Genomic DNA, 12,678 nt, shown 5'->3' on the forward strand with positions numbered 1-12,678 from the left:
CGACCGAGAACCTCCGCGCCGCACAGAGTCTCGGACGCTCGACCCGATTCTCGCGCCGCCTGCACGGCGTCACGCGGCCGGCTGCGCCGCCTCGCGGGTGAGGGCGTCCTCGGCGGTGCGCGAGCGGATGGGATGCCCGTGCGTGCTCAGGCAGCGACCGCTGGCCAAGTCCCACTTCCAGTCGTGCAGGCTGCACGTGAGCACGCCGTCCTCGATCTTCGCGGTCTTGGACAGGTCGGCCCGAAGGTGCGGGCAGCGGCGCTGAACGACCCAGTCGTCGAGCTGCACGTCCTCCGACACGTCAGACTGCTCGGCGTACCAGTTCTCGACGTACTCGATCCGGTCGCGCGACAGGCACTTCATGAAGGTGTAGATGAACTCGTTGAACTTGCCGACGCGGCCCGCCTGGAACTGCATCGACAGGAAGATCGAGTTGGACCAGTCGATCTCGCGGTCGCGGATGTTCGTCGAGACCAGGTCGGCCGGGATGGTGAACCAGTAGCCGGTCTCCTCCCCCGCGTACTCGCGCAGCTTCGCCTTGGGGAAGTCCACGACCATGTCGAGGTCGCCGATCGTGTATCGCACCGGTCCGCCGACGCCCTCCCGGAAGATGCGGCCGCGGCGCAGCAGCGGCTCCCACCACTCCTTGAGCGCGGCGAGCATCTCGTCCGGTGGCAGCACCGGGGCCCGGGAGGCCTCCTCCGCCGCGAGCTCCGCCTGCCGCGAGTCCCGCTGCTCGGCGAGGTAGGACCACTTGTCGTCGAAGATCCGGTCGATCTCGGCATCCGTGTAGAGCGTCTGCGTGACCGAGAGGTCGCCGTCGTTCAGCTCGACCACGGTGCCCGGCAGGAACTCGTAGCCCTTCTGATCGGGTCGATGCTCCTTCATGTGGGCGAGGAACTGCCGCTGGTCGGTGAAGATCGCGTCGCCTTCCAGCCCGTGCCCGTTGTACCGGAAGAGCTCCTCCCGCAGGAACATCGGGGGCCCGGCCATCGGGAAGACGTGCTCGGCATCCACCTTCTCGATGTAGTACATCGCCCGCTTGTCCTGTGCGTCGCGCTTCAGCTTGGCGAAGTTCTGCTTGGCGTCCTGCGGCAGGTCGTAGACCATCGGCCACCAGATCGCGCCGGACACCTGGGTGAAGTACGCCTGAGGCTTGGAGAAGGACAGCAGCTTCTCCAGGTCGAGAGGATGCGAGTCGTTCTGGTTCAGGATGCTCGCGGTGCCGTCGTCGACGCTCAGCGACGAGTCGCCGATCGGGCCGTCGCTCGGCGCGCGGAGCGGGGTGACCATGAGCTTGAGGTCCCCGAACTGCAGGGGGACGCCGGCCTGCGTGTAGATGATGTTGTCGTAGCCGAGCCGCCGCAGATCCTGCTCGAGGTCATCGGTCGGGTAGTCCGGCAGCAGGACCTTGATGTCCTTCGGAATGTAGCGCTCCATCAGGGCGGGGTCGAAGTGATCCCGGTGGCGATGCGAGACGTACAGGAAGTCCGCCTTGCCGAAGCGCTCCCAGTCGAGCCCTCGGTTGTCGGGGAACGGGAACCACGACCCGAAGAAGGTCGGCCCGAGGACGGGGTCGCAGAGGATGCTCCCGCCGAGGGTTTCGATGAACATGCCGGCATGGCCGAGGCCTGTGATCCGCATGGATGTGCTCCCTTCAGGTTCGAGTGTAGGCAGGGGTACCCAGCGAGGCGACCGTCCGCGCCGGGCGGCCCGTCAGCTCGTGCGGGCGACGCGCGCGAGGACGCCGTGCACGAAGGCGCCGGAATCGTCCGTCGAGAATTCCTTCGCGAGCTCGACAGCCTCGTCGATCGCGACGGCCGTGGGGACCTCGTCGTTGAAGAGGACCTCCCAGACGCCCATGCGCAGCAGCGCGCGATCGACCGCCGGCATCCGCTCGAGCTTCCAGTCCCGGCTGTGCGTCGTGATCTGCTCGTCGATCTCGTCGCGGTGATCGATCACGCCGTCCACGATCTCGCGGGCGTACAGCCACGAGGCCTCGCGCGCGGGCTCGGCGGCGGCGCGCTTCGCCTCCGACGCGAGCGTCACACCGACATCGTCACCGCGGACATCGGCCTGGAACAGGATGTCGAGGGCGCGCTTGCGCGCCTTCGAACGAGCACTCATCTGAACAGCACCCGCCGCGTCAGTTCACGCGCCCGAGGTAGTCGCCCGTTCGCGTGTCGACCTTCACCTTGGTGCCGGTCTCGAGGAACAGCGGCACCTGGATCTCGTATCCGGTCTCGACGGTCGCGGGCTTGGTACCGGCCGACGAGCGGTCGCCCTGCAGACCGGGCTCCGTGTAGGTGATCTCCAGAACGACGGATGCCGGGAGCTCGACGTACAGCGGGTTGCCGTTGTTCAGCGCGATCTGCACCTGCTGGTTCTCAAGCAGGAAGTTGGCCGCGTCCCCGACGACCGTGGCCGGCACGGTGAGCTGGTCGTAGTCGGCGACATCCATGAAGACGTAGCCCTCGCCGTCGTTGTACAGGTAGGTGAAGTCGCGGCGGTCGACGTTCTCGATGTCGATCTTGGCGCCGGCGTTGTAGGTGCGGTCGACGGTCTTGCCCGAGACCACGTTCTTGAGCTTCGTGCGAACGAACGCGCCGCCCTTGCCGGGCTTGACGTGCTGGAACTCGATGACGTTCCAAAGCTGACCGTCGATGCTGAGCACGACGCCGTTCCTGATGTCTGCGGTGGATGCCATGGCCTGGAGTTCTTCTTTCGGTTGCTGAGCTTGTCGAAGCATCGGCGAGGTGGCTTTCAAGCGCGCCGACCCTCGAGTCTACCGGTCTTCCCGAGCCGGGCCTGGGGTTCAGCCGTCGGCGCGGCGCGTGATCACGTCGAGGAGCAGCCGCACGGCGGTTGCGTACCCTTGCACACCCTCGCCGACGACGTGCACCGATGCGACATCCCGCACATAGGAATGGTGGCGGAACTCCTCGCGCGCGTGGATGTCGGAGATGTGCACCTCCGCGACGGGCAGCGCGACACCGGAGAGGGCATCCCGGAGAGCGATCGAGGTATGGGTCAGTCCGCCCGGGTTGATCACGATGCCCGCGCATGTCTCGCGAGCCGAGTGGATGGCGTCGATCAGCACGCCCTCGTGGTTGCTCTGCACTGCCTCGACGTCGAACCCGAACCGGCCGGCGGTCCGGGATACGAGGGCCTCGACATCGGCGAGCGTCTCGGTGCCGTAGAGCTCCGGCTCCCGCGTGCCGAGGAGGTTGAGGTTCGGTCCGTTGACCAGGAGCAGGCGCCGGGGAGTCGTCACGTTCGCACGATACCAGCGCCGCCGCCGTCGGGGTGGAGCCCTATGGCAGCGAGCGGGCCATGACGATCTCCGGCCCGATCGGGCCGGAGAGGGTCTCGCCGGTGGGCTCGAATCCCGCCCTGCGGTAGGCCGCCTGTGCGCGTGGGTTGTCGCGATGCACGTCGAGCTGCAGCCGGTCGAGCCCGAGCCCCATCGCCCATTCGGCCGCAGCGGTCAGCAGCAGGTCGACCGCGCCGGAGCCTCGTCGCTGAGGCCGCACATAGACCCCCACGACGAAGGCGCGACGATCGTCCGCGATCCTGCCGAAGTAGTCCGCCTCTCCGCTCGCCCGGATGATCACGGACAGGCTGCCCACCCACTCGTCGGCGTCGACCGCGACGAACTGCGCGGCGACCTCGCTCTCCGCCCCCGTCGCGGCGCGCGTGCGCCAGAAGTCGTCGGGGCGCGCGGCGACCTCGTCGTGGCTCTCCAGGAAGGCGATCGGTGCGTCGGGGTCCGCTGTGGACTCCAGCCGCAGTGCGCGAACAGCGCGCCACTCGTCGGCGAAGATGCGCCGGACCAGAAGGCTGCTCACCCCGCCACTTCCTGGTAGGCGGCGAACAGGAGCGACTCGTCCGGAGCCTGCAGAACCGTGGGCTTGGCGATGTCATCGAGCACGATGAAGCGCAGCAGGCCGCCGCGGCTCTTCTTGTCGCGCTGCATGGTCGCGAGCAGCGTCGGCCATCTGCCCGCGCCGTAGGCGGTTGGTAGCCCGAGCGAGTCCAGCACGTCCCGGTGCCTCTGCGCCGCGGCATCCGAGAGCCGCCCGGCGAGGCGCGAAAGCTCGGCGGCGAAGACCATGCCGACCGATATGGCGGCGCCGTGGCGCCAGCGGTACCGCTCCGCGTGCTCGATCGCATGCCCCAGCGTGTGCCCGTAGTTGAGCACCTCGCGAAGGCCGGCCTCGCGGAAGTCGTCGCTCACGACGCGGGCCTTCATGTCGATGGCCAGCTCGATGCACCGGCGGAACGAGGCCGAGGTCACATCCGTCGCCTCCGCAGGATCGGCCTCGACCAGATCGAGGATCTCGGGATACCAGATGAAGCCGGCCTTGACCACCTCGGCGAAGCCGGCGACCGCCTCGTTCCGCGAGAGCGTGGAGAGCACGTCCAGGTCGCAGAGCACCGCGTGCGGAGCCCAGAACGCGCCGACGAGGTTCTTCCCCTCGGCGGTGTTGACCCCGGTCTTGCCGCCGACGGCCGCATCGACCATCCCGAGCACGGTCGTCGGCACCTGCACCACCGCCACACCGCGCAGCCACGTGGCAGCCACGAAGCCGGCGAGGTCCGTCACCGCTCCACCGCCGAAGCCGACGACCGCATCCGTGCGCGTGAAGTCCGCCTTCCCGAGCACCTGCCAGCAGAAGGCCGCCACCTCGATCCGCTTGCCGGCCTCGGCATCCGGGATCTCCGCCAGCAGCACTTCGCGGTCGCCGCTCAGCGACGCCCTCAGCTCCTCGGCCTGGGCGGCGAGCGTCGGGGGGTGGATGACGAGCACTTTGCGCGCGGCGGGTGGAAGGACCGCGCCCAGCGTCGAGAGGACGCCGTGGCCGACCGTGATCTCATACCCCGCCCCGCTCGTCACTGCGATCGTGGTCGTGTCGCTCATTCGTCTCTCACTTCTGGTCGGTCAGCGCCTCGAGCGGGCCCAGGCGACGATGGCGTCGGCCACGGCGCTCAGGGGTCCGTGCGAGGTGTCGAAGGTGGCGTCGGCCACCTCCGCGTACAGTGGTGCGCGCTCCTCGCTGATGCGCGTCCATTCCGCGATCGGGTCCCCGCCCTGGAGCAGGGGCCGTGTGGTGTCCCGCAGTCTCGAGGCCACGACGCGGGGCTCGACCGTGAGCAGCACGACGTCGTGCGGGGCGAGGTCCGCCCGGGTGTCGGCATCCAGCACCGCCCCTCCCCCGAGCGCGACGACGCCGTTCGTTGCGAGACCATCTCGCACCGCGGCGCGCTCGAGGGCTCGGAAGTGCGCCTCGCCCCGCGCGCGGAAGAGCTCGGGAATGGGCCCGTGAGCCCTCACGATCGCCACGTCCGTGTCGAAGAATCCGACGCCCAGGCCCTTGGCGACCCGCCTCCCGACGCTCGACTTGCCGGCGCCCATCGGGCCGACCAGCACGAGCGCGCGCTGGAGCGGGGTCATGCCCCGGCGAGCGCCGCGTCGCTGCCGGTGAGGGTGCGCAGGGTGTCCGGGATGCTCGCGAGGTACGACTGCAGGTTGCGGCGGGTCTCCGCGACGGAGTCCCCGCCGAACTTCTCGAGCGCCACCTCGGCCAGCACGATCGCGACCATCGCCTCGGCGACGACGCCTGCGGCCGGAACGGCGCAGACGTCCGATCGCTGGTGATGGGCGGATGCCGTGTCGCCGGTGGCGACATCCACCGTCCGGAGGGCGTGCGGGACGGTGGCGATGGGCTTCATCCCTGCGCGGACGCGCAGCACGGTTCCGGTGGACATGCCGCCCTCGGTGCCGCCCGCTCGATCGGAGGCACGCGCGATTCCGCCGTCGGTCGCGAAGAGCTCATCGTGTGCGGCGGACCCCCGGCGGGTCGTCGTCAGGAACCCGTCGCCGACCTCCACGCCCTTGATCGCCTGGATGCTCATCAGCGCCTGGGCGAGCTTGCCGTCGAGCCGGCGATCCCAGTGCACGTGCGAGCCGAGGCCGGGCGGCAGCCCGTAGGCCAGCACCTCGACGATGCCGCCGAGGGTGTCGCCGTCCTTGCGGGCCGCGTCGACCTCCTCGACCATGCGGGCCGACGTCTCGGCATCGAAGCACCGAAGCGGGTCGGCGTCGAGCGCGTCGACGTCCTCCGGCCGCGGAAGGGCGGCGTCGTCGGGAACGCGAACGGGGCCGATGGAGAGCGTGTGGCTGACGAGGGTGATGCCCAGCTCGCCGAGGAATGCGCGGGCCAGGGCGCCGAGCGCGACCCGGGCGGCCGTCTCTCGCGCGCTGGCGCGTTCGAGGATCGGTCGGGCCTCGTCGAAGCCGTACTTCTGCATGCCGACGAGGTCGGCGTGCCCCGGACGGGGGCGGGTGAGGGGTGCTCCCCTGCCGCGCGACTTCTCCGTGAGCTCGAGAGGCTCGGGGCTCATCACCTCGACCCATTTGGGCCATTCGGTGTTCGCGATGCGGAGCGCGATGGGGCTGCCGATGCTGAATCCGTGCAGAACGCCGCCCGAGAAGGACAGTTCGTCCTCCTCGAACTTCATGCGCGATCCCCGGCCGTAGCCGAGCTTGCGCCGGGCGAGGTCGGCGCGCACGGCGTCGGCGGAGATGGGGACGCCGGAGGGAAGGCCCTCCATGATGGCGACGAGTTCCGGGCCGTGCGATTCGCCGGCCGTGAGCACGCGGAGCATTCGTCTAGTCTCCCATGAGTGCCGCGCGCATCGCGGCGAGCGCCAGGGGCTCGTCCGGAAGCGGCGCCTCGACGTCGCCCGTGACGAAGATGCGCACCTGCAGAAGCGCCTGGTGCAGGAGCATCTCCACACCCGAGATCGGCGCACCGCCGCGGCGCTCCCATGCCGTGCCCAGGTGGCTCGGCCACGGCGCGTACGCGGCATCCAGCAGCGCTCCGCCGCCCTCCGCGAGGACGTCCGCGAAGCTCCCCGGCAGTTCGGTGCCGCTCGGAAGCGTGGCGACCGTCACGTCGACGGGTCGCCCGACGGTGCCCGACAGCGGATGGATGCTCACGCGCGTGCCCAGCGCATCGCCGAGGTGCACGAGTGTCGCAGCACGGTCGGGGCGTCGCGCCACGACCTCGATCTGCCGCGCGCCCATCTCCTGCAGGGCGACGACCGCAGAGGATGCCGTCGAGCCCGCTCCGATGACCCTGGCCGCCTCCACCCGCTCGACGCCGCGATCGCCGAAAGCGCCCACGATGCCGCCGACATCCGTGTTGAAGCCCCGCGGTCCGTCTTCGTCGCCGAGCACCAGTGTGTTCACGGCGCCCGTCAGCTCGGCACGGCGATCACGGGTGGGCGACGCGGAGAAGGCCCTCTCCTTGAGCGGCATCGTCACCGACAGACCCCGCCATTGCGGGCCGAGCTCGGCCAGCGCGGCGTCGAACTCCCGCGCGTCGACCCGTCGCCGCTCGTACGTCCAATCGAGCCCGAGCACGGCGTACGCCGCGCCGTGGAGCTGGGGCGACCTGCTGTGGGCGATGGGGTCGCCCCAGACGGCCAGGCGCGTCCCGGTCGGCGGGGGCGTCACTCGGTCAGCACCCGGAGTCCGGGTGATCTTCGCACCACTGGGTCCACTGCTCGATCGCCCGTTCGTGGTCCGCGAAGTTGTCGGTGAACACGGTCTCACCGGTTTCGAGGTTGACGGTGACGAAGTACAGCCATGGGCCGTCCGCCGGGTGCATGGCCGCGTCGATCGCCGTATCGCCCGGATTCGCGATGGGTCCGATCGGCAGACCGGGGTGCACGTAGGTGTTCCACGGGTTGTCGTCGAACTGCGCCTCGGCGGACGTGCTGACGGTGCCGTCGTCGATCTCGTCGAAGCCGTACTGCGCCGTGGAGTCCATCTGCAGCAGACCGAAGGTCTCCTGGTTGTCGGGCTTCAGCCGGTTCTCGATCACCCGGGCGACCTTGTAGAAGTCCTGCTGGAAACGGGCCTCGCGCTGGATGATGGAGGCCTTGATCAGGACCTCCTGGCGCTGCTCCGCCGGCACTCCGGCCGCGTCGAGAGACGCGATCGTGCGGTCCACCATCGTCTGGATGACCTGCGGAGCGGTGACACCCGGATCGAAGGTGTACATCGCGGGAAAGAGCCAGCCCTCCAGGCTGTCAGCCGGCACGCCGTACGCGGCCGGATCGGTCACGGCCGCCTGGAAGTCCTCGATCGGCAGCCCGATCCCCTCCGACAGCTCCACGAGCGTCTGCTCGACGGTGAGGCCCTCGCGCAGCAGCGCCGAGTTCTCCAGCTTGCTGGCGGGATCCTGCAGTGCCGTAAGGGCGGCCGCCGAGGTCATCTTCTGCTGCAGCCGGTAGACGCCCGGATAGAAGACGGGCTGCTCGGGCTGCGCGATCAGCATGGAGTAGAACGCTTCGGGGGTCTTCGTGACACCGGCTTCGTAGAGCGACTGGGAGATCGCCTGGCCGCCGTCGCCCGAATCGATGGTGAGCACCGCCTCACCGGTGGCGAGCCCCTCCTCGTAGTCCTTGGGCTCTTCCCAGCCCATGACCTCGCGGATGTTGTCCTCGTAGGTGTTCCAGACCCAGAACCCCGCCGCGACGATGCCGCCGACGAACAGCGCGAAGATCACCAGCGCGATCAGGCAGCCACCGCGTCGCCTGCGGCGCTTCGCCGCGGGCGGGTCGGCGTGGACCTCGTGCGCCTCCGCGCTGAACAGCTCGTCGATCGTGGGCTGCGCCACCGCGGCCGAAGTTCCGAGGGTCTCGGAAGCCCGCGCCGCCTGTGGGCCCCGAGCCTGAGGAACGGCGCTCATGGCGACCGTCGGCGGTCCGACCCAGGGGTCGTCATCCGGGCGCACCGAAGAGGATGCAGGCACGGAGGGCGCCGCGGGGATCGTCGCGGAGGGAGTGGTGGAGGCCAGTCGAGCGGCGCGTCGCGAGACCGGCGCGTCGGGCGCAGGGCCCCGCGCGCCGCCGCCGGCCGGCGAACGGCCGTCGCCCAGTGGGTCTCCACCGTCTGCGGCGCCTGCCACTCCCCCGTCGGCGTCGCGCTCGTCCGCAGCCACACGGGCTTCCCGCTCCTTCGGATCGGGAAGCTTCCCGTAGAGGTCGGAGAACGGATCGTCGGACGTTGACGATGGATCGGGCATGGTCAGGCGGGCTCCTGGCTGGGCGGTACGGGCAGACCGGGTGCTCGCCCGGTCTGCTTCTCGGTGTCGAGGGCGTGCTGAAGAAGCACGACCGCCGCCACTTGATCCACAATGCTACGAGAGGATCGCTGAGAACGCCCCGCATCGCGCAGAACGGAATTCGCGCTCACGGTGCTGAGACGCTCATCGACCATGCGCACGGGTATCTCGGATGCCGCCGCAAGGGCCTCGGCGAACTGGCGGGCGTCGACCGTCGAGAGGGTCTCATCGCCCTTGAGGTTCAGCGGAAGCCCGACGACGAGCTCGACCGCGGAGTACTCGCCCGCGAGCTCGCGGATGCGCGCGATCGGGTCGCCCACGGCGCGCGCGACGGTCTCGACGGGGGTGGCCAGCATGCCGTCCGGGTCGCTGCGAGCGACGCCGATTCGGGCCTTGCCCACGTCGATGCCGAGGCGCGCGCCGCGCCGGAATCCGCTCACGCCGCGGTCTTGCCCAGCGCGTCGCGCACAGCGATGAGCGCGGCCGGCAGGGCCGAGGCATCCGCGCCGCCGCCCTGCGCGATGTCATCGCGCCCTCCCCCGCCGCCGCCGAGGGTCGCGGCGGCGAGCTTCGCGAGAGCACCCGCCTTCGCGCCTGCCTTCCGCGCTTCGTCGTTCGTCGCGACCATCACGACGGGCCGGCCGCCGATCTGGCCGCCGAGCGCCACGATCGCCGGTGCGTGGCCGAGGCGATCGCGCACCGAGGTGACGAGAGACCGCAGATCATCCTGCGAGGCCACGGCGCCCACCTGGTCCGCGACCAACTGGAACCGTCCCACCGGGACGGCCTGTCCGGCCAGGGTGGGAACCCGCACCGCGAGTGCCCGCGCTTCGTAGGCCGCGATCTTGCGCTCGGCCGCCTTGAGGCTCGCGGCGAGCTCGGCGATGCGGCCGGGAAGCTGGTCGCGCGGCGTCTTGAGCGCGGAGCTCAACTGGGAGACGATGGCGCGCTCCGCCGCCAGCTCGCGGAACGCGTCCTGGCCGACCAGTGCCTCGATGCGGCGGTTCGAGGCGCCGACCGAGGACTCGCCCACCAGGCTGATCAGGCCGATCTCGGCGCTCGAGGAGACGTGGGTGCCCGCGCAGAGCTCGCGCGACCAGGGGCCGCCGATGTCCACCATGCGCACCTCGGAGCCGTACTTCTCGCCGAACAGCGCCATCGCGCCTGCTTCCTTGGCCTCGTCGAGCGAGACGATGCGCGTCTGCACCTCGAGGTTGTCGCGCACGGCGTTGCCGGCGATCTCCTCGATCTCGGTGCGAGTCTCGGGCGAGAGCGCCTGACCCCAGGTGAAGTCGAAGCGCAGGTAGCCGGCGCGGTTGAGGGACCCCGCCTGCGTCGCGCCCTTGCCCAGCGTGTCGCGCAGCGCGGCGTGCACCAGGTGCGTCGCGGAGTGCGCCTGCCGAGCGGCGCGCCGGTTGGCGGCATCCACGACGGATGTCGCCGGCTGGCCGACGCCGACCTCGCCGCGCGTCACCTCGACCGTGTGGCTGATGAGCCCCTGGATCGGCTTCTGCACGTCGAGCACCTCGAGTTCGAAGCCCGGGCCGACGATGGTTCCCTTGTCGGCCACCTGGCCTCCGGACTCGGCGTACAGCGCGGTCTGGCCGAGGATGACCTCGGCGATCTGACCCTGTGCAGCCCGGTTGACGGACTGACCGTCCACGAGCAGGCCGAGCACCGCCGATTCCGTCTCCAGGTCGCTGTATCCGGTGAAGACCGTCTCGCCCTGAGCGCGGAAGTCCCGGTAGACGCTCAGGTCCGCCAGCGCACGCTTGCGCGACTTCGCGTCGGCCTTCGCCCGAGCGCGCTGCTCCTGCATCAGCGTGTCGAACGCGGCGCGGTCGACTGTGAGCCCGGCCTCCTCCGCGATCTCGAGGGTGAGGTCGATCGGGAATCCGTAGGTGTCGTGCAGCAGGAAGGCCTCGTCCCCCGCGAGCGTCGTGCCGCCGGCATCCTTCGTCAGCTCGAGCGCGGTGTCGAGGATCGTCGATCCGGACGCCAACGTGCGGAGGAAGGTCTCCTCCTCGGCGTACGCGTACGCGGAGAGGCGCGCGTAGTCGTCGCCGACCACTGGGTAGGACTCCTTCATCGCATCGCGCGACGCCGTGAAGAGTTCGGGGAACGTCGGACCGTCAACGCCGAGGAGGCGCATGGCGCGGATGGCGCGGCGCATCAGGCGGCGCAGGATGTAGCCGCGCCCCTCGTTGGACGGCGTGACACCGTCGGAGAGCAGCATCAGGGATGACCGGACATGGTCGGCGACGATGCGGAAGCGCACGTCGTCCTCATGATCGGCCCCGTACGTCTTGCCGGAAAGGGCGACCGCTCGGTCGAGCACCGGCCGCACCTGGTCGGTCTCGTACATGTTGTCGACGCCCTGCTTGATGAACGCGACGCGCTCCAGACCCATGCCGGTGTCGATGTTCTTGTCGGGCAGGTCGCCGAGGATGTCGAAGTCGACCTTGGATCGCACGTTGTCGATCGCGTACTGCATGAAGACGAGGTTCCAGATCTCCACGTACCGGTCGTCATCCGTCGCCGGGCCGCCGTCGACGCCATATGCCGGTCCGCGGTCGAAGAAGATCTCGGAGCACGGGCCGGCGGGACCGGGCGTTCCGGTGTGCCAGTAGTTCGACTCCTTTCCGAGACGCTGGATGCGATCCTCCGGGAGGCCGGCGATGCGCTTCCACAGCTCCATCGCCTCATCGTCGTCCTCGTACACCGTGACCCAGAGGTCCTTCGGATCGAAGCCGAGCTTTCCGTCGGCCTCCGACCCCGTCAGGAGATCCCACGCGAAGGTGATCGCGCCCTCCTTGAAGTAGTCGCCGAACGACCAGTTGCCGAGCATCTGGAAGAACGTCCCGTGGCGGGGCGTCTTGCCCACCTCTTCGATGTCGTTCGTGCGGATGCATTTCTGCACATCGGCGGCGCGCGCGTACGGCGGCGGCACATTCCCGCTCAGGAATGGGATGAAGGGCACCATTCCGGCGACCGTGAACAGGAGGGTCGGGTCATCGCTGACGAGCGATGCGCTCGGCACGATGACGTGGCCGTTCTTCTCGAAGTAGTCGAGGTAGCGCTTCGCGATCTCCGCGGTCTTCATCGGTCAGGTGTTCCTTGCATGCGGGCGCTCCCGCTCCCCGGGGTCGTCCGGAGCTGCGGGTTGGATGCGCGAAGGGTCAGTCTGCGAGCTTTTCTGAGGACTGGGTTGCGGCGTTCCCGGCGTCGGCCGCGAGCGCCTGCGCCTTCTGCACGGCTTCGGCGGCGGCGTCCTTGGCGGACTCGATGGCGTCGGAGGCGGCATCCTGAACGTCGCTGAGCAGGCCGCCGAACTTGGCCTCCTGCAGGTGGTACGCATCGGACACGCGGTCGGTGAATTCGGCTATGCGCGCGTCGATGTCGGCGAGCAGCTCGTTCCCGCGCGGATCCTTGCTCATCAGGTGCGCCGCTGCGAAGCCGCCGATCACACCGATCAGAAACCAGAGAGCGTTCTTCATGTCACCCATCCTCGAGCATCCGGGCCGCCTGATCGCGGCATCCG

At 69.6% G+C, this 12,678-nt stretch carries 13 protein-coding genes; all 13 read right to left on the reverse strand.

The features are described from left to right. Positions 1–69: 69 nt before the first annotated feature. The 13 genes from ACLQ2Q_RS04390 to ACLQ2Q_RS04450 all read right to left on the reverse strand — a co-directional run bounded on the left by ACLQ2Q_RS04390 (position 70) and on the right by ACLQ2Q_RS04450 (position 12,634). Entirely contained in the window at positions 70–1,644 is a 1,575-nt protein-coding gene (locus ACLQ2Q_RS04390) for a Rieske 2Fe-2S domain-containing protein (RefSeq protein WP_425818304.1), read from the reverse strand. A 72-nt stretch (positions 1,645–1,716) separates the two neighbouring features. After that, positions 1,717–2,127, reverse strand: coding sequence for a transcription antitermination factor NusB (nusB, locus tag ACLQ2Q_RS04395; RefSeq protein WP_425818306.1), 411 nt, complete (start codon positions 2,125–2,127; stop codon positions 1,717–1,719). Positions 2,128–2,146: 19 nt separating this feature from the next. Continuing rightward, positions 2,147–2,707: an elongation factor P gene (gene efp, locus ACLQ2Q_RS04400; RefSeq protein ID WP_425818308.1), complete on the reverse strand. Its 561-nt coding sequence runs from the start codon at positions 2,705–2,707 to the stop codon at positions 2,147–2,149. A gap of 108 nt (positions 2,708–2,815) precedes the next feature. Then, on the reverse strand, positions 2,816–3,274 hold the full coding sequence (aroQ, locus tag ACLQ2Q_RS04405; RefSeq protein WP_425818310.1) for a type II 3-dehydroquinate dehydratase: 459 nt from the start codon (positions 3,272–3,274) through the stop codon (positions 2,816–2,818). Between the two features lie 40 nt (positions 3,275–3,314). Further along, on the reverse strand, positions 3,315–3,848 hold the full coding sequence (locus ACLQ2Q_RS04410; RefSeq protein ID WP_425818312.1) for a GNAT family N-acetyltransferase: 534 nt from the start codon (positions 3,846–3,848) through the stop codon (positions 3,315–3,317). Then, positions 3,845–4,921 carry a 3-dehydroquinate synthase gene (gene aroB / locus ACLQ2Q_RS04415; protein ID WP_425818314.1) on the reverse strand — a complete coding sequence of 359 codons (1,077 nt, stop codon included), beginning with the start codon at positions 4,919–4,921 and terminating at the stop codon, positions 3,845–3,847. Before aroB ends, ACLQ2Q_RS04410 begins: the two co-directional genes overlap by 4 nt. Before the next feature lie 21 nt (positions 4,922–4,942). Then, the gene (locus tag ACLQ2Q_RS04420) at positions 4,943–5,455 is read right to left on the reverse strand and encodes a shikimate kinase (RefSeq protein WP_425818316.1); all 513 of its coding nucleotides are present in this window, start codon (positions 5,453–5,455) and stop codon (positions 4,943–4,945) included. Then, positions 5,452–6,669 (reverse strand): chorismate synthase, encoded by a 1,218-nt coding sequence (gene aroC, locus ACLQ2Q_RS04425; RefSeq protein ID WP_425818318.1) that lies wholly within the window; start codon positions 6,667–6,669, stop codon positions 5,452–5,454. Before aroC ends, ACLQ2Q_RS04420 begins: the two co-directional genes overlap by 4 nt. Positions 6,670–6,673: 4 nt before the next feature. Beyond that, on the reverse strand, positions 6,674–7,522 hold the full coding sequence (locus ACLQ2Q_RS04430) for a shikimate dehydrogenase (protein WP_425818320.1): 849 nt from the start codon (positions 7,520–7,522) through the stop codon (positions 6,674–6,676). Between the two features lie 4 nt (positions 7,523–7,526). Next, positions 7,527–9,098: an endolytic transglycosylase MltG gene (mltG, locus tag ACLQ2Q_RS04435; RefSeq protein ID WP_425818322.1), complete on the reverse strand. Its 1,572-nt coding sequence runs from the start codon at positions 9,096–9,098 to the stop codon at positions 7,527–7,529. A gap of 2 nt (positions 9,099–9,100) precedes the next feature. Further along, the gene (gene ruvX / locus ACLQ2Q_RS04440; RefSeq protein ID WP_425818324.1) at positions 9,101–9,577 is read right to left on the reverse strand and encodes a Holliday junction resolvase RuvX; all 477 of its coding nucleotides are present in this window, start codon (positions 9,575–9,577) and stop codon (positions 9,101–9,103) included. After that, complete coding sequence (gene alaS / locus ACLQ2Q_RS04445) at positions 9,574–12,240, reverse strand: alanine--tRNA ligase (protein WP_425818326.1); 2,667 nt, start codon at positions 12,238–12,240, stop codon at positions 9,574–9,576. Before alaS ends, ruvX begins: the two co-directional genes overlap by 4 nt. 76 nt (positions 12,241–12,316) lie before the next feature. Next, on the reverse strand, positions 12,317–12,634 hold the full coding sequence (locus ACLQ2Q_RS04450; protein WP_425818328.1) for an ATPase: 318 nt from the start codon (positions 12,632–12,634) through the stop codon (positions 12,317–12,319). Positions 12,635–12,678 lie beyond the last annotated feature (44 nt).

Source organism: Microbacterium sp. DT81.1 (assembly GCF_049844955.1).
Taxonomy (GTDB): Bacteria; Actinomycetota; Actinomycetes; order Actinomycetales; family Microbacteriaceae; genus Microbacterium.

Excerpts from the sequence above, each read along its gene's own strand:
- alaS (WP_425818326.1), bottom strand. The coding sequence starts at position 12,240 with ATGAAGACCGCGGAGATCGCGAAGCGCTACCTCGACTACTTCGAGAAG.
- mltG (WP_425818322.1), bottom strand. The coding sequence starts at position 9,098 with ATGCCCGATCCATCGTCAACGTCCGACGATCCGTTCTCCGACCTCTAC.
- ACLQ2Q_RS04450 (WP_425818328.1), bottom strand. The coding sequence starts at position 12,634 with ATGAAGAACGCTCTCTGGTTTCTGATCGGTGTGATCGGCGGCTTCGCA.
- aroC (WP_425818318.1), bottom strand. The coding sequence starts at position 6,669 with ATGCTCCGCGTGCTCACGGCCGGCGAATCGCACGGCCCGGAACTCGTC.
- nusB (WP_425818306.1), bottom strand. The coding sequence starts at position 2,127 with ATGAGTGCTCGTTCGAAGGCGCGCAAGCGCGCCCTCGACATCCTGTTC.
- efp (WP_425818308.1), bottom strand. The coding sequence starts at position 2,707 with ATGGCATCCACCGCAGACATCAGGAACGGCGTCGTGCTCAGCATCGAC.
- ACLQ2Q_RS04420 (WP_425818316.1), bottom strand. The coding sequence starts at position 5,455 with ATGACCCCGCTCCAGCGCGCGCTCGTGCTGGTCGGCCCGATGGGCGCC.
- aroB (WP_425818314.1), bottom strand. The coding sequence starts at position 4,921 with ATGAGCGACACGACCACGATCGCAGTGACGAGCGGGGCGGGGTATGAG.
- ACLQ2Q_RS04390 (WP_425818304.1), bottom strand. The coding sequence starts at position 1,644 with ATGCGGATCACAGGCCTCGGCCATGCCGGCATGTTCATCGAAACCCTC.